Origin of the sequence: Sphingobium aquiterrae (assembly GCF_037154135.1) — a bacterium.
GTDB lineage: Bacteria > Pseudomonadota > Alphaproteobacteria > Sphingomonadales > Sphingomonadaceae > Sphingobium > Sphingobium aquiterrae.
The window spans coordinates 16,925-37,956 of record NZ_JBANFL010000015.1 but is presented as its reverse complement, the minus strand read 5'-3'; the positions used below and the strand labels follow the sequence as shown (position 1 = coordinate 37,956).

At 64.6% G+C, this 21,032-nt stretch carries 21 protein-coding genes; 14 read left to right on the top strand and 7 right to left on the bottom strand.

Features of this window, described 5'->3' with window-relative positions:
* Positions 1–81 precede the first annotated feature (81 nt).
* The 4 genes from WFP78_RS16120 to WFP78_RS16105 are packed head-to-tail and all read right to left on the bottom strand — an operon-like array spanning position 82 to position 4,134.
* A complete protein-coding gene (locus tag WFP78_RS16120; RefSeq protein ID WP_336964544.1) occupies positions 82–804 on the bottom strand; it encodes a class II aldolase/adducin family protein in 723 nt (240 codons plus the stop codon).
* Between the two features lie 17 nt (positions 805–821).
* The gene (locus WFP78_RS16115; RefSeq protein WP_336964542.1) at positions 822–1,664 is read right to left on the bottom strand and encodes a fumarylacetoacetate hydrolase family protein; all 843 of its coding nucleotides are present in this window, start codon (positions 1,662–1,664) and stop codon (positions 822–824) included.
* Positions 1,661–3,280 carry a bifunctional 3-(3-hydroxy-phenyl)propionate/3-hydroxycinnamic acid hydroxylase gene (locus WFP78_RS16110; protein ID WP_419722985.1) on the bottom strand — a complete coding sequence of 540 codons (1,620 nt, stop codon included), beginning with the start codon at positions 3,278–3,280 and terminating at the stop codon, positions 1,661–1,663. Before WFP78_RS16110 ends, WFP78_RS16115 begins: the two co-directional genes overlap by 4 nt.
* Before the next feature lie 20 nt (positions 3,281–3,300).
* A complete protein-coding gene (locus tag WFP78_RS16105) occupies positions 3,301–4,134 on the bottom strand; it encodes a VOC family protein (protein WP_336964536.1) in 834 nt (277 codons plus the stop codon).
* Positions 4,135–4,339: 205 nt separating this feature from the next.
* Here WFP78_RS16105 and WFP78_RS16100 point away from each other — a divergent pair, with 205 nt between their 5' ends.
* The 5 genes from WFP78_RS16100 to WFP78_RS16080 all read left to right on the top strand — a co-directional run bounded on the left by WFP78_RS16100 (position 4,340) and on the right by WFP78_RS16080 (position 10,909).
* Complete coding sequence (locus WFP78_RS16100; RefSeq protein WP_336964533.1) at positions 4,340–5,701, top strand: aldehyde dehydrogenase family protein; 1,362 nt, start codon at positions 4,340–4,342, stop codon at positions 5,699–5,701.
* A gap of 79 nt (positions 5,702–5,780) precedes the next feature.
* Positions 5,781–7,094, top strand: a complete 1,314-nt coding sequence (gene gabT / locus WFP78_RS16095; RefSeq protein WP_336964530.1) for a 4-aminobutyrate--2-oxoglutarate transaminase — start codon at positions 5,781–5,783, stop codon at positions 7,092–7,094.
* Positions 7,087–8,277 carry an acyl-CoA dehydrogenase gene (locus tag WFP78_RS16090; protein WP_336964527.1) on the top strand — a complete coding sequence of 397 codons (1,191 nt, stop codon included), beginning with the start codon at positions 7,087–7,089 and terminating at the stop codon, positions 8,275–8,277. The genes gabT and WFP78_RS16090 overlap by 8 nt, the downstream gene beginning before the upstream one ends.
* Complete coding sequence (locus WFP78_RS16085; RefSeq protein WP_336964524.1) at positions 8,274–9,461, top strand: CaiB/BaiF CoA transferase family protein; 1,188 nt, start codon at positions 8,274–8,276, stop codon at positions 9,459–9,461. Before WFP78_RS16090 ends, WFP78_RS16085 begins: the two co-directional genes overlap by 4 nt.
* Positions 9,462–9,472: 11 nt before the next feature.
* Positions 9,473–10,909 carry an aldehyde dehydrogenase family protein gene (locus WFP78_RS16080; RefSeq protein ID WP_336964521.1) on the top strand — a complete coding sequence of 479 codons (1,437 nt, stop codon included), beginning with the start codon at positions 9,473–9,475 and terminating at the stop codon, positions 10,907–10,909.
* Between the two features lie 138 nt (positions 10,910–11,047).
* Here WFP78_RS16080 and WFP78_RS16075 read toward each other — a convergent pair whose 3' ends face one another.
* On the bottom strand, positions 11,048–11,494 hold the full coding sequence (locus WFP78_RS16075) for a MarR family winged helix-turn-helix transcriptional regulator (RefSeq protein WP_336964518.1): 447 nt from the start codon (positions 11,492–11,494) through the stop codon (positions 11,048–11,050).
* A 55-nt stretch (positions 11,495–11,549) separates the two neighbouring features.
* On the opposite strand from WFP78_RS16075, the gene WFP78_RS16070 reads away from it, so the two are divergent.
* Both WFP78_RS16070 and WFP78_RS16065 read left to right on the top strand, forming a co-directional pair.
* Complete coding sequence (locus tag WFP78_RS16070; RefSeq protein ID WP_336964516.1) at positions 11,550–12,692, top strand: FAD-dependent oxidoreductase; 1,143 nt, start codon at positions 11,550–11,552, stop codon at positions 12,690–12,692.
* Positions 12,693–12,835: 143 nt separating this feature from the next.
* A complete protein-coding gene (locus tag WFP78_RS16065; RefSeq protein ID WP_336964513.1) occupies positions 12,836–13,987 on the top strand; it encodes a cupin domain-containing protein in 1,152 nt (383 codons plus the stop codon).
* Positions 13,988–14,017: 30 nt separating this feature from the next.
* On the opposite strand, the gene WFP78_RS16060 is transcribed toward WFP78_RS16065, so the two are convergent.
* Together WFP78_RS16060 and WFP78_RS16055 are read right to left on the bottom strand one after the other, a co-directional pair.
* Positions 14,018–14,611, bottom strand: coding sequence for a pseudouridine synthase (locus WFP78_RS16060; RefSeq protein WP_336964510.1), 594 nt, complete (start codon positions 14,609–14,611; stop codon positions 14,018–14,020).
* A 149-nt stretch (positions 14,612–14,760) separates the two neighbouring features.
* Positions 14,761–15,627: a LysR family transcriptional regulator gene (locus WFP78_RS16055; RefSeq protein ID WP_336964507.1), complete on the bottom strand. Its 867-nt coding sequence runs from the start codon at positions 15,625–15,627 to the stop codon at positions 14,761–14,763.
* A gap of 111 nt (positions 15,628–15,738) precedes the next feature.
* Here WFP78_RS16055 and bla point away from each other — a divergent pair, with 111 nt between their 5' ends.
* The 7 genes from bla (at position 15,739) to WFP78_RS16020 (ending at position 21,027) form a co-directional block, all read left to right on the top strand.
* A complete protein-coding gene (gene bla / locus WFP78_RS16050; RefSeq protein ID WP_336964504.1) occupies positions 15,739–16,638 on the top strand; it encodes a subclass B3 metallo-beta-lactamase in 900 nt (299 codons plus the stop codon).
* 270 nt (positions 16,639–16,908) lie between these two features.
* On the top strand, positions 16,909–17,286 hold the full coding sequence (crcB, locus tag WFP78_RS16045) for a fluoride efflux transporter CrcB (protein WP_336964501.1): 378 nt from the start codon (positions 16,909–16,911) through the stop codon (positions 17,284–17,286).
* A complete protein-coding gene (locus WFP78_RS16040) occupies positions 17,283–18,773 on the top strand; it encodes an RluA family pseudouridine synthase (RefSeq protein WP_336964498.1) in 1,491 nt (496 codons plus the stop codon). The genes crcB and WFP78_RS16040 overlap by 4 nt, the downstream gene beginning before the upstream one ends.
* Positions 18,773–19,375, top strand: coding sequence for an FMN-binding negative transcriptional regulator (locus WFP78_RS16035; protein ID WP_336964495.1), 603 nt, complete (start codon positions 18,773–18,775; stop codon positions 19,373–19,375). Before WFP78_RS16040 ends, WFP78_RS16035 begins: the two co-directional genes overlap by 1 nt.
* Positions 19,372–20,040, top strand: coding sequence for an HAD-IA family hydrolase (locus WFP78_RS16030; protein WP_336964492.1), 669 nt, complete (start codon positions 19,372–19,374; stop codon positions 20,038–20,040). Before WFP78_RS16035 ends, WFP78_RS16030 begins: the two co-directional genes overlap by 4 nt.
* 13 nt (positions 20,041–20,053) lie before the next feature.
* The gene (locus WFP78_RS16025; RefSeq protein ID WP_336964489.1) at positions 20,054–20,314 is read left to right on the top strand and encodes a hypothetical protein; all 261 of its coding nucleotides are present in this window, start codon (positions 20,054–20,056) and stop codon (positions 20,312–20,314) included.
* An 11-nt stretch (positions 20,315–20,325) separates the two neighbouring features.
* A complete protein-coding gene (locus tag WFP78_RS16020; RefSeq protein ID WP_336964485.1) occupies positions 20,326–21,027 on the top strand; it encodes an ATP12 family chaperone protein in 702 nt (233 codons plus the stop codon).
* Positions 21,028–21,032 lie beyond the last annotated feature (5 nt).

Below are 21,032 nucleotides of genomic sequence, written 5' to 3'. Positions count from 1 at the left end.
ATCAGGTTCCGGTGCTTATTTGAGCTGCGCCAGTCGACACGCCGATATCAGCACGCGAGAGGCTGCGCCTCCCGGCAATCGTCAACGACGCTCGGCTTCGGAAGCCCATAGATCCCAGGCGCGGCCGATCTGGGCGCGATTGGAAATTGTGGCGCTCAGGGCTTCGCCGGGGGAAAGATATGTGACATCGCCCATCGTGCTGGCTGCGATCTGCAGGCCCGCATTGACCTCGGTATAGACGGCCCGGAAGACTGCCTCCTGCAGGCTCGATCCCGTCGCGGTCGATCCATGGCCACGCATCAGCACAACGGTCGCGTCCCGGCCAAGCGTTTCCGCAAGGGCAGCACCATGCTCGCGGCTGCTGATCAGCAGATCCGTTTCGTCACTTCCCAAAGAGCGGATATCGAAGCAGGGCACGTCCTCGCCCAGGAACGATGACATATGGAAGATCGGCCGCAACTTCGCTTGGGCAACACAGCCGAAGGGAATGACCGAGGGCGAGTGGCTGTGCACGATGGCGCTGACATCGGCGCGCGCCTTGTAGATCTCGCTATGAATGAAGCGTTCGAGATAGGGCTTGCCATCATGGCCAGCGCATGGCTCGCCATCGAGACCGTGCTCCATGATGTCGAATGGCGCAATGGTTGCGGGCGCCTTCGAGGATGACAGCAGGAAGCGACTGGAATCGTGCGGATGACGGGCGCTGACATGCCCGAACGCGTCGACCACGCCCTTGCGATAGAGAATCGCGTTGGCGGTGACGAGCCTCTCAATCGCTTGTCGAACCACCGGGTCGCGCTGCACGGCGGTGGTGACCCTGTTCATTCCTCGTCCACGATCATGTTGACGAGCGTGCCAATACCGCAGACCTCCACCTCGACACGGTCGCCCGGCTTCATCCAGACCGGCGGTTCCCTGAACGCCCCGACGCCGCCTGGGGTGCCGGTCGCGATGATATCGCCGGGCACAAGCGGCAGCACATCGGAAAGATAGGAGATAAGCTCGGGCACGCCGAAGACGAGATCGTCCAGCCTTGCCTGCTGCATAACAGCGCCGTTGAGCCGGGTGGTGAGTGTCATCTCCGCCGGGGCAGGGGCTTCGTCCCGCGTGACGATCCAGGGACCTACGGAGCCCGAGCGCCAGAAATTTTTGCCGGGAAAGAACTGGATCGTGTGCCGCTGATAGTCGCGTACCGAGCCATCGTTGAAAAGCGTGTAGCCAGCAACATGCTCATAGGCATCTTCTTTGGCGATATGGCGGCCCCCCTTGCCGATCACGATTGCAAGCTCGCCTTCATAATCGAACTTTTCGGACACGCGCGGTCGGATCAGTGGCGCGAGATGGCCGACGACGCTGTCGGTGCAACGCGTGAAGATCGAGGGATATTTTGGCGGTTCCCTGCCGGTTTCGGCAATATGGCTGGCATAGTTCAGCCCGACCATGGCCATCAGCCGGGGGTTGAGCACCGGCGGAAGGAAGGTGATTGCGGCAAGCGGAATGGACAGCGTTGACTGATCGCGCGCCATCGACAGCCATTGCGGTTCGGCAAGAGTCTGATCGACGCTGTTTACGCCTTCGATCTCCCCGCCCAGATCGATCACGATATCATTCTCGACGATACCGAAGCTCTGGCGACCTTCATGGAGGAAATTGATCAGTTTCATGCTGTGGCAAGCTCCTGCGGAACCGTGTGGGGATGGTGTTTTTCAATCAGGCTGGCGACGGCATCCCAGCCCCTTGCATCGCCCTTGCGGACGATCGCCGCGACATAGCGATCGGGGCGCAGCAGGATGTAGCAGTCCCTGACTGCCGCGAAACGTGGCATAAGCGCGCCCTCGGCGTCGCGGCAGACGATGAGTCCGTCGACCGTCCGCGCGGTCTGCTGGCGTGGCACGATCACGACGCGCGGGAGCGCGAGCCTGGTGAGCGCGGTTGGCAAAGCCAGGTCATCGAAGGCATGCACCGGGTCGTCTGCAAGCGAGAGCAGGAGGAAGCCGGGCGGCAGCATATGATCGAGGAGCAGAAACTGGCGATCGGGCGTTTCGACGCGCGGTTGGGGGAACTGGCGCCCCACCTCGGCGGTGCCCATGGCCCCTTGCAGGAGCAGGCCGTCCTCGAAACGTGGGCGCGGCCTATAGCGCATCTGCTGCACATAATCGCGGGCTTTGGGAAACAGGGCGAGTGCGCGGAAGAACCAAGGCGTAAGCCATGCGCGAACCGCACTTTGCGACATCAGGATACGCCCCATGCGCAAGGACAGGTCTATCATCGCATGGACATGGGGCTTGCGCTCGGTCTCATAGCTGTCGAGCAGGGCCGGGCCGAAATCGCCACGACATACCGCTGCCAGTTTCCAGGCAAGATTCACCGCATCGCGTAGCCCGCTGTTCAAACCCTGGCCCGCAAATGGTGGGCTAAGATGGGCGGCGTCACCTGCAAGAAGGAGACGCCCGCTGCGCCACCGTTCTGCCACCCGAGCATGAAAGGTGTAGGTGCGGATCCGCCTTATCGTGGCATCGCCATCCGGGCCGACGCCAGCCAGCAATCGGCGGACATTGGCTTCCTCTACCAGGCTGTCCGCATCCTCGCTGCGGTGGATCATGAACTCGTACCGGCGAATGCCACCAGGCCCCGGAAGCGTGATGCAAGGGCGTCGGGCATCGCAGATGACCCGGGACTGACGGAAGGGATCGCGCGTGTCGGCAAGATCAACGATCAGCCATCGCTCGTTATAGGTGTCGCCCTCAAGCTGGATGCCGAGGCCGCGCCGGATCGTGCTGCGACCGCCGTCACAGCCTGCCACCCAGGAAGCGGAGAAATGCTCTGGATCGCCTCCACCCGCTGGTGAGGCGGTGACGATGACCTGGCCGTCGCTATCCTCGGCGTAAACGACGCTGGTCTCAAACAGCAATGTCACGCAATCGTAGCGACGCGCGCCCTCGTGGAGTATCCTTTCAAGCTCGACCTGTTCGAAGGCATTGCGCTTGGGATAGCCATGCTCGATTTCGGAGGGCTCGATCATGGCGAACCGGCGACCGCGGGCATCGAAATAATGCGAACCATAATCGAGCGAGAGCGTGGCGATCAGCTCTTTCTCAAGCCCGATCCACTGAATGGCGCGCAACGCCTCATCATCGATGGAAACGGCGCGTGGCTCGCTGACGGTTGAGGCATTGCGTTCGATGACGAGCGTGCGGACCCCCTCCTTGCCAAGAAGATTCGCAAGGAGAAGCCCGGTCGGTCCGGCGCCGACAATGATGACCTCATAGTGCGAGGCCATTGGCCTGATCTCGTCCTGCATCAGCTGCGCAGCTTTCCATGGCCCCAAAGATTGAGCGTCCGCTCTTCGTGCTTCCACTCACCCGGCGTGCGCCCTTCCTCCAGCAATTCGAGTTCGGCCGAAATCTCGATCCAGTTCCCATCCGGGTCGTTGATGAAAAGAAAGAGATTGTTGCCCGGACCATGTCGTCCGGGGCCCCATTGCAGTTTGAGGCCCAGGCCGGCGAAATGATCTGCCCAATCGCGCAGCTCGTTCCAGTCGCGCGCTTCATAGCAATGATGGTCGAGGCGATTTTCGGCCGCCTGGAAGACGGCAAGGGCGTGATGTTCGGCATCGCTATGCATGAACGTCGCGCGCACGCCGCCCTCATCATCAAGCACATGATCCGACAGGCCGAAACCGCAGATATCGCGGTAAAAGCGTTCAACCGGTTCGACATTCCTGGTGGCAAAGACGACATGCTGGAGTCTCGCATGGGGGCCGTCCAGGTTTGGTGCGCGCGAGCCGGCGTTCAGCCCAAATTCGATCGCGTTGCCGTCAGGGTCGCGCGTTCGCAGTGCCTTGCCTTGCCATATGGGGCTTTGCGCTGCCTCTATCGGGGCGTTCGCCTGCTTCAATCGAGTCTCTAGCGCGGAAAAATCGCCCTCCGCAGCGAAAGAATAGGATGAAAATGCAATGTGTTTCTTCGTCCCGGATTTGAACAGGAGCGTACGTCCGTCGCGCTCAACACAGTCAAATTTTCCAATGCGTGCGACATTTCTGCGAAGGGCGGCAGCATAAAAGGTCGAAAGTGCACCAGGATTATCGGACTCTATGGCAATATGATCTAATATTGCATTCAGCCTTGCAGCCACTGCATCCTCCTTGTCTGGCATTCATTGTCATGAGTGCGTGAATTTCGTTCACGATCAGGCTTGCAAGATTCTTATGACAGTATACTGATGATTCTGCAAGCCGGAAGCATGATGGTCCGGTGGAAAGGATTTCGGCATGGCAGCAGCAGACCACGCGCGGCATTTCTTCATCGACGGATCATGGGTCGATCCCATCGGCGCAAACTTGGTCCATGCGCTGATCGATCCTGCCGACGCAACGGTCCATGGCACGATCGCGCTCGGAGCGTGCGCCGACGTGGACAGGGCGGTGCAGGCGGCAAAGCGCGCGCTCCCCCAATGGGCGCGTACAAGCGTTGCGGAGCGCATTGCACTGCTCAGGCGAATCGAAGCTCTCTATGTTGAGCGGATCGAATCCTTCGCTTCTGCCGTGACGCTGGAAATGGGAGCGCCCATCTCCCTGTCGCGCGGCGCACAGGCGCCGGTCATACTCATGACTCTTGGCGAGATGATCCGGGTGCTGGAGAGCTATGCCTTCGAGGAAGAGCGCGACGGGATGCTGCTCATGCGCGAGCCGGTCGGGATCTGTGGTTTGATCACGCCGTGGAACTGGCCCTTGCATCAACTCGCGCTCAAGGTTGTTCCGGCACTTGCGGCCGGCTGTGCCATGGTGGTGAAGCCAAGCGAGTTCGCACCCTTGAGCGCGCTGCTGTTTGCCCAGTTGCTCGCCGACGCAGGCGTCCCTCCGGGTGTTTTCAATCTGGTGAATGGTGACGGACCAACTGTCGGTCATGCGCTTGCGGCGCACCCGGACATCGCCATGATCTCCTTCACCGGTTCGACGCGTGCAGGTATTCAGGTCGCAAAGGATGCGGCCGATACCGTCAAGCGCGTGGCCCAGGAGTTGGGTGGAAAATCGGCAAACATCATCTTGCCCGACGCCGATCTGGAAAGCGCGGTGTCGGCTGGCGTGCGCGCATGCTTCGCCAATAGCGGACAATCCTGCAACGCCCCCACCCGAATGCTGGTTTCACGCGAAAAGCTCGGCAATGCCTTGGAGATCGCATCTTCGACGGCAAACGGCATTCTTGTCGGAGACCCGAAGGACCCCGCCACACAGATGGGGCCGCTTGCCAACGCCGCGCAGTTTGAACGTGTGCGCGCAGCAATTTCCCGCGCGGCGCGCGAGGGCGCGCAGGTCGTGGCGGGTGGCGAAGCCATGCCCCAGGGCATTGATCGCGGCTATTTCGTCAGGCCCACCGTCTTTGGCGGCGTGCATCCCGATATGGCGGTCGCGCGCGAAGAGATTTTCGGGCCGGTTCTTGTGGTCATTCCATATGACTCTGTCGATCATGCGATCAGCATCGCCAATGACAGCCCATATGGCCTGGCGGCCTATGTGCAGTCGCCCGACCGCGCGGCGGCGGCAAGCGTCGCGCGCCGGCTGCAGACCGGCAATGTTCTTCTGAACGGTTCCATGGGTGTGCCTGCGATGCCTTTCGGCGGTTTCAAGCAGTCGGGCAATGGCCGCGAATGGAGTGTCTTCGGTCTGGAGGAATATCTCGAGCTCAAGGCGGTCGTCGGCTAGGCGACGCGGTCTCTGCCACCGATGAGACAGGCCTTCGCGCGCGCAACAGACAGATAAACAGTATACTGACAGAAAGGGAATGATCGTGGGAAAGGCGGTGGAACTGAGAGCGCGCCAGGACAGCGCGGTGGCGCGGGGGGTCTCGACCCGCTCCATCTATGTGGCGCGCGCGGAAAACGCTGAGCTTTGGGATGTCGAAGGTCGTCGCTATGTCGACTTCGCGGCGGGAATCGCGGTCACGAACACCGGACATCGGCATCCCCGCGTCATGGAAGCCGTCACGGCCCAGGCGAGGGCCTTCACGCACAGCTGTTTCCACATCGGGCCTTATGAGAGCTACATCCGGCTCGCCGAACGGCTGAACGCGATTGCGCCGGTCGAGGGTGATGCCAAGACCATGCTGGTCACGACCGGGGCCGAGGCCGTGGAGAATGCCATCAAGGTCGCGCGGGCTTATAGCAAGCGGTCGGCTGTCATTGCCTTTACAGGCGCATTTCACGGCCGCACGATGCTGGGCATGGCGCTGACCGGGAAGGTCGCGCCCTACAAGGCGGGCTTCGGGCCGTTTCCATCCGAGATTTACCACGCGCCCTTCCCAAACAGTTTTCACGGTGTGAGCGTCGAGGAGGCGTTGCGGGGCCTCGATAATCTGCTGGCATCGGACGTCGATCCGGGACGGGTCGCGGCCTTCATCGTCGAACCCGTGCAAGGGGAGGGCGGTTTCAACGTGGCGCCGCCCGAGTTCCTGCGGGCGTTGCGCGCGGTCGCCGACCGGCACGGTATTTTGCTGATCCTGGACGAGATTCAGGCAGGCATGGGCCGATCCGGGCGGATGTTCGCGGTCGAGCGCTCCGGCGTGCGTCCCGACCTCGTCACGCTTGCCAAGGGCCTGGCGGGCGGCTTCCCCCTGTCGGCGGTTGTCGGGCGATCTGATGTCATGGATTCGGCCAACCCCGGCGGGCTAGGCGGCACCTATGCCGGCAACCCGATCGCGGTCGCGGCCGCTCATGCCGTTCTCGACGTGATCGAGGATGAGGGGCTTTGCGCGCGCGCCGAACGGATCGGCCAGCGGATACGCGGTCGCCTGACCGAGTTCGCTGCGCGTCAGGGCAATGGCGCAATCGGCGAAGTCCGCGGTGAAGGTGCCATGAATGCGATCGAATTCGTGATCGACGGCGATGCGAACGCGCCGGATGCGGCGCTGACGGCGCGCATCGTTGCCGAAGCTGAGAGACGGGGCCTGGTCCTGCTGTCATGCGGGACGCGCGCCAATGTCATTCGCCTCCTTCCACCCCTTACCATCCCGGAAGCGATCCTTGAGGAGGGGCTGACGATCCTTGAAGAATCGATCGAATCCGCTCTTCAGCCTGTCGCGGAGGTTGCCCATGACTGACATGATCGCGGCCTTCGATTGGGCCGATCCCTTCCAGCTTGAAGACCAGCTGACTGATGAGGAGCGACTGATCCGGGACACGGCACGCGCCTATGCCCAGGATAAGCTGCAGCCCCGCGTCATCCAGGCATATCGCGATGAGACGAGCGAGCCCGCCATCTTTCGCGAGATGGGAGCCCTTGGATTGCTTGGTCTGACCTTGCCCGAAGCCTGGGGCGGGGCAGGTGCCTCCTATGTCGCTTATGGACTGGTAGCGCGCGAAATCGAGCGGGTCGATTCAGGGTATCGATCGATGATGTCGGTGCAGTCCTCGCTCGTGATGCACCCCATTTACGCTTATGGTTCCGCGGCGCAGCGGGCGCGTTATCTGTCCGGCCTTGCTCAGGGCACACTCATCGGTTGCTTCGGTCTCACGGAGCCTGATGCAGGGTCGGACCCGGGAGGCATGCGCACGCGTGCGGTGAAGACAGCGAAGGGTTATCGGCTTACCGGCACGAAGACCTGGATTTCCAACGCGCCCTTTGCTGACGTTTTTGTCGTCTGGGCAAAGTCGGAGGCGCATGGCGACGCGATCCGGGGCTTTGTGCTCGAAAAAGATATGAAAGGGCTGTCCGCGCCCAAAATAACGGGCAAGCTGTCGCTGCGCGCTTCCGTCACCGGGGAGATCGTCATGGACGGGGTGGAAGTGACGGAGGACGCGATCCTTCCCGGCGTGAGCGGTTTGAAGGGGCCCTTTGGCTGTCTCAACCGGGCGCGCTACGGGATCAGCTGGGGTGTGACGGGGGCCGCCGAATATTGCTGGCACGCTGCGCGCGCTTATGGTCTCGACCGCAAGCAGTTCGGCCGTCCGCTCGCGCAAACGCAGCTCTTCCAGAAGAAGCTCGCGGACATGCAGACCGAAATCGCGCTTTGCCAGCAGGCATCACTGCGCGTCGGCCGATTGATCGACGCCGGCAAGATGGCGCCCGAGATGATCTCGATCGTTAAACGCAACAATTGCGGGAAGGCGCTCGATATCGCCAGAGCCGCGCGCGATATGCATGGCGGCAATGGCATATCCGAGGAATTCCAGGTCATGCGCCACATGATCAATCTCGAGACGGTCAACACCTATGAAGGCACGCATGACGTCCATGCGCTGATCCTTGGGCGCGCGCAGACGGGCCTCCAGGCGTTCGCATGACGGCGGGGCCGCTGGCAGGTCTGCGCGTGGTCGAACTCGCGCGGATTCTGGCAGGCCCATGGATCGGACAGACGCTGGCCGATCTTGGGGCGGACATCGTGAAGGTGGAAAGTCCGGAGGGTGACGATACGCGTCGCTGGGGCCCGCCCTTTGTCGCGCGCGCTGATGGGACGCCGGGGGATGCCGCCTATTTCCACGCTTGCAATCGCGGCAAGCGCTCGATTGCGCTCGATCTTGCGCAGGCCAAAGATCGCGCGGTGGTCGAGCAGCTTGTCCGGCGATCCGATGTGTTCATCGAGAACTTCAAACTCGGGGGGCTGCGAAAATTCGATCTCGACTATGAGAGTGTCCGCACGATCAATCCGGCGATCATTTATTGTTCGGTGACGGGCTTTGGGCAGGACGGGCCCTATGCGCAACGGCCCGGCTATGATTTCGTGGTCCAGGGGATGGGCGGCATCATGGATCTTACCGGCGATCCAGCCGGAGAGCCCCAAAAGACCGGCGTCGCTTTCGCTGATATCTTCACCGGCCTCTATGGGGTGATCGCGATACAGGCGGCCCTTGCGGATCGGGCGCGAACGGGTCTGGGCGCCCATATCGATCTCGCACTCCTCGATACGATGGTCGGCGTGCTTGGCAATCAGGCCCTGAATTATCTGGTCTCGGGTATCGCGCCAAGGCGTCTGGGAAATGCGCATCCCAATATTGCGCCATATGAAGTGCTGCCGACTGCGGATGGTCATTTCATCCTGGCGGTCGGCAATGATCCCCAGTTCAGCCGTTTCTGCCGCTTTGTGGGATTGCCTGGACTGACAGATGACGCGCGCTTTGCGACGAATGCCGCGCGCGTTGTGAACAGAAGCGCGCTCCGGCAGGAGATCGCCGAAGCCACCAAAGGATTTACAAAGGCAGCTTTGCTGGATGGTCTTGAGAGGAAAGGGGTTCCCGCTGGCCCGATCAACGATGTCGCCGAAGTGTTTGCCGACGCGCAGGTTCGGGCACGAGGCATGCGGCTTGATCTTGATGCGGCCTGGGCGCTTGGCGGTAGCGTACCGGGCGTCCGGACGCCTATCCGGATCAACGGTGAATCTGCCGACAGGGGCGGCGCATCGCCCTGCCTTGACGCGCACCGCAAGGACATTCTCGCCGAGTGCGGACTATCATTCCATCCCGGCGCTTGAGGAGTGTGCATATGAGCAGCCATAATAATTATATCGGGGGACGCTGGGTTTCGAGCACCGGTGAGACCGCGAACATCAATCCTTCCAATATCGGCGACACGATCGGTCACTTTCCGCAGGGCACTGTCGAGGATGTCGCGGCGGCAGTGGCTGCCGCCAACGAGGCGGCGGAGGCCTGGGCTTATGCAACGCCGCTGATCCGCTCTGATCTTCTTGAAGCTGTGGCGCAGAAGCTGTTTTTGCGCCAGGCAGAAATCGGTCGTCTGCTCGCTCGTGAGGAGGGGAAGACGCTGGCCGAAGGCGTTGGTGAAACGGTTCGCGCCGCCCAGATATTCCGTTTTTTTGCGGGGGAGGCGTTGCGGGCAGGCGGCGACTATCTGCCCTCGATCCGTCCGGATGTGGATGTCGAGGTCTCGCGTGAGCCCGTTGGCGTCGTCGGGCTGATCACGCCCTGGAATTTCCCGATCGCCATACCCGCGTGGAAGATCGCGCCTGCCCTCGCTTTCGGCAACACGGTCGTGCTGAAGCCCGCCGAGCTGACGCCGGCATGCGCGCATGTCCTTGCCGAGTTGCTGGACGAGGCCGGATGCCCGGCCGGCGTCTTCAACCTTGTCACCGGTGCGGGCCAGTCGGTCGGTCGTGCGCTGGTCGCGCATCAGGATGTCAACGCCATCTCGTTTACGGGATCGCAGGGGGTTGGCCAGGCACTGCTCGAGCGTTGCGCCGCCAGTGCGAAAAAGGTCCAGCTCGAAATGGGAGGGAAGAACCCTACACTCGTCATGGACGACGCGGATCTCGATGTTGCGGTCGCGGTCGTGGTCAATGCCGCGTTCTTCTCGACCGGACAGCGCTGCACCGCGACATCGAGGGTCATCGTCCATCAACGCATTCATGATGAATTTGTTGAGCGCCTCGTTGCCGCCACCTCGGCGCTTGTGGTCGGGGATGCGCTTGATCCCGCAACCCAGATCGGACCAGTCGTTTCGGAGCGGCAGCTGCTTGCCAATCTCGACTATGTCGCCTTGGCGCACGCGGAAGGAGCCCAGGTCGTTGGGGGTGAGAGATTGGACCGGGCATCCCCTGGCTTCTACCAGGCGCCAGCGCTTTTCCTGGGCGCACGCAACGACATGCGTATCGCGCGCGAGGAGATTTTCGGGCCATGCCTTTCGGTGATCGAGGTGGCCGATTTCGACGAGGGGCTCGCAATGGCGAACGATACACCCTTTGGTCTTTCGTCGGGCATCTGCACACGCAGCTTGCTGCATGCCCGAACCTTCAAGCGTCGATCCAAAGCGGGCATGGTGATGGTGAACCTGCCTACGGCGGGCGTCGATTTCCACGTGCCTTTTGGTGGCCGCAAGGGCTCGTCCTATGGCGCACGCGAGCAAGGTGTCTATGCCCGCGAATTCTATACATCGCTCAAGACAGCCTATAGCCTTGCCGTTTGATGCAACAGGCCGCGCCAACCCAACGGGCGTGGCTGCCTAGAGCGTTCTGAAGTCGGCTGGAACAGCCGGCGGCTCGCAGAATGCGGAAAACAAAAGACCATCAGAACGGTGAACGATTCAATCTCATCGTTCACCGTTCTAGCCCTCCATGGTCTCGATATTGGCGAGCACATGGCGCAGCAATCTCATCAGCGTCTCGACCTCTTGCGCGGAGAGGCCGCGGGTCATTTCGCTGTTGCCCTGCTCCAGGATGGCGCGGCCGGCGGGGAGCCTGGCGCGCGCCGCGTCGGTGAGGGAAACCAGGCTGCTCCGGCGATCCGCGGGGTCGGGTTCGCGGTGGATCAGGCCATCCCGCTCCATCCGGGCGAGCAGTTGCGCCATGGTCGGCTGCTCGACCTTGCTCCAGCGCGCAAGCTCTGTCTGCGAGAGACGCGCGCCCTCTTTCAGCGCGGTCAGCACGGGTAGCTGGGCGGTCGCAAAGCCCAGATCCCGCAGTCGTGCGTCGCCGATGCGGGCCAGGGCGCGGGCGATCCGGCTGAAATAATGGCCTGGGGTCGCCATCGGGTTCCAGGGGGTGCGGGTCATTGCATAGGTGCCTATGTTATGTGTATAGGCTCCTATGTAGATGGAGAAGAACGACATGACAATATCACCCAGGATCGCGATCATCGGCGGCGGGCCCGGCGGATTGATGCTGGCCCGGCTGCTGGCGGTGCGTGGGATCGCCGTAACCGTCTTCGAGCGCGATGCCCATGCCCAGGAACGCCCCCAGGGCGGATCGCTCGACCTGCATGCCGAGACCGGCCAGCGCGCCATGCGGCTTGCCCGGTTGGAGCGCGCGTTCGAGGCCGAAGCCCGGCCGGAAGACCAGGGCGACCGCCTGTACGATGCGCAGGGCAGGTTGCTGTTCGACCGCGACGGGGCGCAGGATGATCGCCCGGAAATCGATCGCACGGCGTTGCGCCGCATCCTGCTTGAATCGCTGGCCCCCGACGCCGTGCGCTGGGGCACCAGGATTGCGGCCATCGCGCCGCTGGACGCGGGCGGTTATGCCATTGTCGTGGAGGGTGCGGAGGGCGTTGTCGAGCCGTTCGACATCGTCATCGGCGCGGACGGTGCCTGGTCGCAGGTCCGTGCGCTGCTGTCCGACGTGATGCCGGTCTATGAAGGCGTGACCCTGATCGAGTTCGGTTTCGACGTTCGCCGTCACCCGGCGGTCGATGCGCTGGTGGGCGGTGGCAAGATGTTTGCGGTCGGGGACGATCGGGTGCTGATCGCGCAGCGCAACGGCCATGGCCACATCCGCGGCTATGCGGGGCTTCGCATGTCGGAAGCGGAGGCGCGTGCCATGGAGGGACGTGCCATGGAGGAGCAGGCGCCGGAGTCTGTCCGCGATATCGTCCGGGCCGCATTTTCAGGCTGGGCGCCGTCATTATCGTCCCTGGTCGAAAGCGGCGACCTGCTTGCGGTGCGGCCGCTCTATGCCCTGCCTGTCGGGTTCGCATGGGCGAACCGCACCGGCGTGACCCTGCTTGGCGACGCGGCGCATCTCATGTCGCCGTTCAGCGGCGAGGGCGTGAACCTGGCGCTTGCCGATGCCGTGGACCTCGCGGAGGCGCTCGCCTCGGGGGAAGGCTGGTCGGCGGTGGCGCGATATGAGGTCGGGATGACCGCGCGGGCCGTGCCGGCAGCGCAAGGGGCCGCGGAAGGCTTGCGCGGGGCCTTTTCTGCCACCGGCCTGGCCGATATCCTCGATCATTACAGGGAACGCGCCGCACGGTGAGGCGTGGCATCGGGTTCGGGGACGGCCGGCGCCGAAACCGCGCGGCGCGCTTTGACAGCGGCGACCTGTATCGACAAGGCGATGGAACAGGCACATGCCATGTCCCTTCCCGGCGCCGGCTGCCAATTCTGTCGCGAGTATCTATGCAACTCCATGATTTCGACATCGCCCTTTTCCTGCGCGATTACTGGCAAAAGCAGCCGCTGCTGATCAAAAATCCCTGGACGGCATGGCGCAATCCGCTCGACCCCGATGAACTTGCGGGGCTGGCCTGCGAAGAAGAGGTCGAATCGCGCCTGATTACGCAAACGCGCGCGACCTGGAAGGTCGAGCACGGGCCCTTCCCCGAATCGCGCTTCGGCCAGATCGGCAAGGCGCCGTGGACGCTGCTGGTGCAGGCCGTCGACCACGCCGTGCCGGAGGTTGCCGCGCTCATCGAGCCGTTCCGCTTCGTCCCGAATTGGCGGATCGACGATGTGATGGTGAGCTATGCCACCGATGGCGGCGGCGTCGGGCCGCATTTCGATCAATATGACGTGTTTCTCATCCAGGGCCTGGGCAAACGCCGCTGGCAGGTGGGGGCGCCGTGCGATCAGGCCACCGCATTGTTGCCGCACGACGATCTGCGCCTGCTCGCCAGCTTCGAGGCTACCGACGAATGGGTCCTGGAACCCGGCGACATCCTCTATGTGCCGCCACGCGTGGCGCATAATGGCGTTGCCGTCGGCGACGATTGCATGACCTATTCGATCGGCTTTCGCGCGCCTTCGCGCAGCGAACTGATCGCGCACTGGTGCGACCATCTGCTCGCGGAGATACAGGACGACGATCGTTATGACGATCCGGATCTGCCGATGCAGGACAATCCGGGCGAGATTTCGGCAACGGCCATTGCGCGGCTGCACGCGATGATCGCCGAGAAAATGCTGGACCGCGATGCGTTTGCCCGCTGGTTCGGGCAATATAACAGCACGCGCAAATATCCCGATATGGATGTGCAGCCGGAAGAGCCCATCGGGATCGTGCAACTGCGCGCCTGCCTTGCCGATGATGTGCCGCTCGGCCGCAACCCGGCCAGCCGCTTTTCGTTCATCCGGCAACAGGCGGATTCCCTGCTGCTGTTCGTCGATGGCGCAAGTTTCGCATGCACCGGAGAAAGCGCCGCCTTTGCCGAAATCCTCTGTGCGCAGGATCGCATCGGCATCGATCCGGATCTTGGAAAATCGGATTCGGCGATGGCGTTGATCGTGCAACTCATCAATCAAGGCAGTCTGGCGTTCGAGCCCGAGGATTGAGGGCGCGCGCGCCTATGGATCAGCGCCCGATCACCGCATGAGAGGCGCGATCGCGGCTTCCCGCCATGCGCCGGGCTGCATGCCTTCGATCGTCCAGTCGCCGATACGCCATCGCACAAGCCGCAGCGTCGGGTGGCCGATGGCCGCCGTCATCCTGCGCACCTGCCGGTTACGGCCTTCCCGGATCGTCAGCCTGAGCCAGCAATCGGGCACGCTCTTGCGGAAGCGTACCGGCGGATCGCGAGGCCAGAGGGCGGGGGCGGCAATGCGTTCGACCTCTGCCGGTCGGGTCAGGCCGTCTTTCAGGCGGATGCCACGCCTCAGCTGATCCAGGTTTGCCTCCTGCGGGTCGCCCTCGACCTGCACGAGGTAGGATTTCGGCATCTTGAACCTGGGGTCGGCGATCCGCGCCTGCAATTTGCCGTCGTCGGTGAGCAGCAGCAGGCCCTCGCTATCGAGATCGAGCCGCCCCGCGGGATAGACGCCCGGCAGAACGATGAAATCCGACAGGGTCGGCCGTGCCGATGCCCTGTCGTCCGATGTTGTGCCGCCCGATCCCGTGCCGCCATCCGTGAATTGGCACAGCACGCCATATGGCTTGTTGAACAGGATCAACCGCGACATCGCCCTTCTCATCCTCCCTTTCGTCACCCAAGCGATCAAGCGGCCAGATAAGGGGCGCAAACGACCTGCTTGTGCGTCTAGAGCATTTTCCGGTCAGGTGGAAACGCCGTTCGCCGCCGCCAATGGCCCTGGAAAGCGGATATCGGTGCCTATGCCAGGGCCTGTGCCAACCATCCCGCAAAACTCGTCATCGCCGGTGTCGGCGTGCGGGATTTGAGCCAGGTCAGCCAATAGGCACCGGTGCGGGCTTCCGTGGCGAAGGGGCGGACGAGGGCGCCGGCTTCCAGTTCCCTCTGGAACATCGCGGCGGGGAGCAGGGCGACGCCCGCGCCCTGCATCGCGGCCTGCGCCATGGTGATGGAACTGTCGAACACCGGCCCGCGCACCGGCGGGGCGTCGATGCCGGCGGCGGCGAACCAGCGGGGCCATTCGTCGGCGCGATAGGAGCGCAGCAGCGGCGCCCGCAGCAGGGCGCGCGGATCGTCCAGCCCGGCCGTCAGCGCCGGCGCGCAGGCCGGGGTGAGCGCGACGTCCATCAGCAGGTCGGCCTGCGTGCCGTGCCAGGCGCCGTCCCCGAAGCGGATCGCCATGTCCAGCCCTTCGCCGGCCAGGTCGACGCGGTTGTTGTTGGTGAAGAGGCGCAGGTCGATCCACGGATGCGCCGCCTGGAAATCGGGCAGGTGCGGGAGCAGCCAGCCGGTGGCGAAGGTGCCCACACTGGCGAGCGACAGAAGCTGTTTCACCCGGCCGCCGGCGATATGCTCGATCAGGTCGCCGATCCTGTCGAAACTGTCGGCCAGGGCGGGGAGCAGCGCCAGCCCCTCGTCGGTCAGCGCCAGGCCGCGCGGCAGCCGGCGGAACAGCGGCACGCCCATCCGGGCCTCCAGCGCCTTCACCTGATGGCTGACCGCCGCCTGGGTGACGCACAGCTCCATCGCCGCGCGGGTGAAGGAGAGATGCCGGGCGGACGCTTCGAAAGCGCGCAGGGCGTTGAGGGGCAGATGCGGGCGAACCATGGCGATACCCTAGATAATCTAATGGCAGCCGTGACGGAACATCATTTGCCCTGTCCTCCCCGGCGCCCTTAGCTTGCGGTCATATTCAACGGGAATGGAAGGAAACAGAGGATGTCGAGCATGGGTTTCGCGCGCTGTGCGGGGCATGGTCCGCGCTGGCTGCGGATGGCGATGGCTGGAATTATCCTTGGGGCAACCGTGCCTGGGGCCGTGCCCCCGGCGCTGGCGCAGGATGCCGCCCAGCGCGTGGAGTGGAACGCGCCCTTCGCCCCGTTCCGCATCGTCGGCAATGTCTATTATGTGGGGACGCGGGGATTGGCCGCCTATCTCGTCACCGGCCCGCGCGGCCATGTGCTGGTGGATGGCGGCCTGCCGGAAAGCGCGCCGCTGATCGCCGCCAATATCAAGGCGCTGGGTTTCCGGCTGAAGGACGTCCGCACCATCCTCATCAACCACGCCCATTTCGATCATTGCGGCGGCCTTGCCGAACTGAAGCGGCTGACGGGCGCGCAGCTGGTGGCGAGCATGGCCGACAAGGCGGACCTGGAATCGGGCAAGGTGCGGGGCCGCCCCGGACTGCCCGATGCGCCGCCGGTGAAGGTCGACCGGGCGATCGCTGACGGCTATGTGCTGCGCCTTGGCCCCATTGCGATGACCGCGCATCTGACGCCGGGGCATACGCGCGGCGCGACAAGTTGGACCCTGCGCACCGGGAACCGGACGGTGCTGTTCGCCTCCAGCCTGACGGTGGCGGGGCAGAAGCTGTTCGGCGATCCCTATTATCCGCGCGCCGACGCGGATTTCCGCGCGACCTTTGCCAGGCTGCGGCGGATGAAGGCGGATGTGTTCCTGAGCTTCCATGACCAGCAGTTCGACATGCAGAAGAAGCGCGCCCGGCAGCAGGCGGGCATTGCCACCGCCTTTGTCGATCCGGGCGAACTGACGCGGCGGCTGGCCGTGGCCGAGCGCGCGTTCGCGCGCGAAGAGGCGGAACAGCGCGCGAAGATGTGAGGGGTTCACCGGCCTGTCATGTGTTTGGTTCTACCATCTATCTGGCGGAGCAGGCATGCGCGCTCCGTGCTCCTGCGAAGGCAGGAGCACAGCTGGATTTGGCACGCTCTCGCCCCTGGGTTCCTGCGTTCACAGGAACACAAAAGGGTGAAACGGCCCGATGCGATGCCTCGTGGTTTCCTGCTGGGCCATCACCGCCCGATCCCGGCAGGATTCATGAGCGAAAACGCGCCATTTCCTTTGTGGCCATTTCCCTCTAGAGGCTGGGCGATGAACAATACCCTCCTCGTCATGGCGGGCGGCGCCGTCGGGGCGGCGCTGCGCTATCATCTTGGCCGCATCGCGCCGCCGCTGCTTGGCACCGCGCTGCCATGGGGCACATTGATCGCCAATATCGCCGGCGGGCTGGCGATGGGCCTGCTGGCCGGCGCGCTAGCGCGCTTCAACCTGGGCGGCGAGCACACGCGCCTGCTGCTGGCCGTCGGCGTGCTGGGCGGCTTCACCACCTTTTCCGCCTTCAGCCTTGAAACGGTGCTGATGATCGAGCGCGGGCAACTCGCCCTTGCGCTCGGTTATGTGCTGCTGTCCGTGCTGGGCGCGCTGGGCGCGCTCGCTGTTGGTCTTGCAACCATGCGGGCCGTGGCATGACGGGGCGGGGCAAGGGGCCGGGCCAGGGTGCTGGTCAGGGCAGGGGCGCAGGATCGGGCAAGTCCGGCGACGGGAAGCCTGCGGGCGCGCGTCCGCCGCGCGGTGCTGCGCCGGGGCGCGGTGCCGGCAAGGGCGCGCCGAGGGATCGCACAAAGGATCTGGTCAAGGGAGATCGGGCAAAGGGGGGAGATCGGTCAAAAGGGCCGGGCAAGCCCGCGAGCGCAGGCCGCGCACGGGGCGCCGCCAAGGCTGCGACGGCGCGCAAGGCCGGGGGCAGCGCCGCCCCGCGTCCGCCGCGCAGCGCTGCCGCATCCAGGGCGCCCGCGCCAAAGGCCGCAGTGCCCAAGATCGCCGAAACCCGCAAGCCCGCCGCACTTCCGGCCGCCTCGCTCGACGTGCGGCAGTTCCTCGTGGCGGCGGACGATGACGGCATCCGCCTCGACCGCTGGTTCAAGCGGCACCTGCCCGACATCAGCTTCGCGCAGGTTTCCCGCTGGACGCGCACCGGCCAGCTGCGTGTCGATGGCGCGCGAGCGACGCCGGGCGACCGCATCGCCGAGGGGCAGAGCATCCGCGTGCCCCCCGCCGACCCCAAGCCCGCCGCCGTTGAAAGCGTGCGCGCGAAGAAGGAAAAGCCGCGCCCGATCCTGAGCGACGAGGAACTGGCGCACGCGCAGGCCATGGTCATCCACATGGATGCGCAGGCCATCGTCATCAACAAGCCGCCCGGCCTCGCGACGCAGGGCGGCACGAAGACGGACACCCATGTCGACGGCCTGCTCGACGCGTTGATGTACGATCTCGACCAGCGGCCCAAGCTGGTCCACCGGCTGGACAAGGATACGTCCGGCGCATTGCTGCTCGCCCGGACATCGCGTTCGGCCGGGCATTTCGCCAAGGCTTTTTCCAGTCGCACCGCGCGCAAGGTCTATTGGGCGATCGTGATGGGCGTGCCCGATATCGGCGATGGCATGATCGAACTGCCGCTTTCCAAGCAGCCGGGCACCGGCGGCGAGAAGATGCATGTGGACGAGGAAGAGGGGCTGCCTGCCCGCACCCGCTATCGCATCATCGAGCGCGCTGGCAATCGCGCCGCCTGGGTGGAGTTGCAGCCCTTCACCGGCCGCACCCACCAGTTGCGCGTGCATATGGCGGCCATCGGCCACCCAATCGTGGGCGACGGCAAATATGGCGGCAAGGAAGCCTTCCTGACCGGCACGATCAGCCGCAAGATGCACCTGCACGCGCGCCGCATCCGCATCGACAGCCCCGATGGCGGGGTGGTGGACGTAAAGGCGGACCTGCCTCGGCATTTCCTTGAGAGCATCGAGGATCTGGGCTTCGACATGACGCTGGGCGACATGCCGCTGGCGGAGGATCTGGACCTGCGGCCGACGCGCGAGGACGAAAAGAAGATCGCGCGCCAGCATGCCAAGCAGGTCCGCAAGGGACGGCGTGGCGAACGGCGCGGCCGCGGCACGGACTGATGCATCCCGACCGGCGCTTCCATTGGGAAGATCGCGATGCCATGCGCGCTTTCGTGGGCGAGCGCGGCTTCGGCATGGTCTGCGCGTCGACGCCGCAGGGGCCGCGCGTGGCGCATGTCGCGGTCCTCTGGCTGGGCGATGACCGTATCGGTTTCCACCTCGCCAACGCCAATGTGCTGACGCCGGTGCTGGACGGCGCGCCGGCGCTGTTCGTGGCGCAGGGCGAGGATGCCTATGTCAGCCCCGACTGGTATGGCATGGCCGATCAGGTGCCGACCTGGAACTATCGTGCGGTCGAACTGTCCGGCACGGTATCGGCGATGACCGGACCGCCGACCGCCGACCTGCTCGATGGGCTCTCGGCCGCGCGGGAAGCGCATCTGTCGCCCAAGCCCGCATGGACGCGCGAGAAGATGACGCCCGGCCGGTTCGACCGGATGCTGGGCGCGATCACCGGCTTTATATTGGACGTTGCCGAATGGCGCGGCACCGCCAAGTTCGGGCAGGACAAGCCGGCCGCAGCGCGCCTGGCCGTGGCAGATGCGCTGGACGCCGCCGGCAACGCGCCGGTCGCGCGGGTCATGCGGGAAGGGCGCGCATGAGCAATCGTCTGGCCGTGTTCGATTGCGACGGCACGCTGGTCGACAGCCAGCACAGCATCTGCGCCGCGATGGTCCGCGCCTTCGAGGGCGAGAAGCTGGCGGCGCCCAGCCGGGCCGCGATCCTGGCGATCGTCGGGTTGTCGCTGCCCCATGCCATGGCCCGGCTGCTGCCGGATGCCGAGCCGGATTTCCACGATCACCTGGCGGAATGCTACAAGCGGGCGTTCCAGGCGATGCGGCGGGAAAAGGCGGTGGCGGAGCCACTTTATCCCGGCATCGCCGACCTGATCGTCACGCTGGACGAGGCGGGCTGGCTGCTGGGCGTCGCCACCGGCAAATCGGATCGCGGCCTGGCGCTCTGTCTCACCCATCATGGCTTGATCGACCGCTTCGTCACGCTCCAGACGGCGGACCGGCACCCTTCCAAACCGCATCCCTCGATGCTGCATCAGGCGATGGCGGAAGCGGGCGCGTCCCCGCAAACCACCGTCATGATCGGCGACACCAGCTTCGACATCGCGATGGCGGTGGCGGCGGATGTGCGCGGCATCGGCGTGGGCTGGGGCTATCATGCGCCGGAAGAGCTGATCGCGGCGGGCGCCGATGTCGTGGCCATGGACAGCGCGGCCCTGCGCGGCCATATCGCGGGATATGAGGAAGCCTGAAAAAACAGAAGATATGCCGCCGCCCCCGCCGCTCACCCCGGAACAGGCGGCGCGGATCGCACGGCAGCGCTATTTCGCCATCGGCCTGTTCCGCCTGTCGGGCGTGTTCGTGCTGATGTTCGGATTCCTCATCATCATGCAGCGCTTTTCCTGGGTGCAGGGCGACAAGGCGAAGATCATGGGCGCGATCCTCTCGGTCGTAGGGCTGGTGCAGACCATCGTCATTCCCCGGCTGTTGCTGGCGGCGCTGAGCAGCACGCGCAAGAAGGATTGAACGCGAAGGCCATGAAGCGTTTCTACAAGGATGTCGCCATGGTCGCCGAGGCGGGCGGCCATGGCATCGTGCTGGATGGGCGGCCGCTGCGCACCCCGGCGCGCGCGCCGCTGCTGGTGCCGCATCCCGGCCTTGCCGAGGCGATCGTCGCGGAATGGGCGGGGCAGGGGGAGGAGATCGACCCGCGCACCATGCCGATGACCGGCCTTGCCAATGCCGCGATCGATCAGGTGTCGCCCAATGCCGCCGCCTTTGCGCAGGGGATCGCCGCCTATGGCGAAAGCGACCTGCTCTGTTATCGCGCCGATGGCCCCGCCGCGCTGGTCGAGCGTCAGGCGGCGCTATGGGACCCGCTGCTCGATTGGGCGCAGGCGCGCTACGATATCGCTTTCCGGGTGACGGCGGGGATCATCCATGTCGCCCAGCCGCCCGAAACGCTCGCGCGCCTTGCCGCCACCGTCGCGGCGCTGGATGCCCATAGGCTGGCGGGGCTTTCCACGCTGGTGACGCTCAGCGGATCGCTGGTCTGCGGCCTTGCCGTCGCGCTTGGCGAGAGGGCCGCCGACATCACATGGGCAGCCACCGAGATCGACGAGCAATGGCAGGCCGAGCAATGGGGCGAGGATGCGGAGGCGAGCGCCCGCCGCACCCTGCGCGCCCGTGAATTTGCCGATGCCGCCCGCTTCTGCGCGCTGGTGACGGACGGCGGCTGAACGCC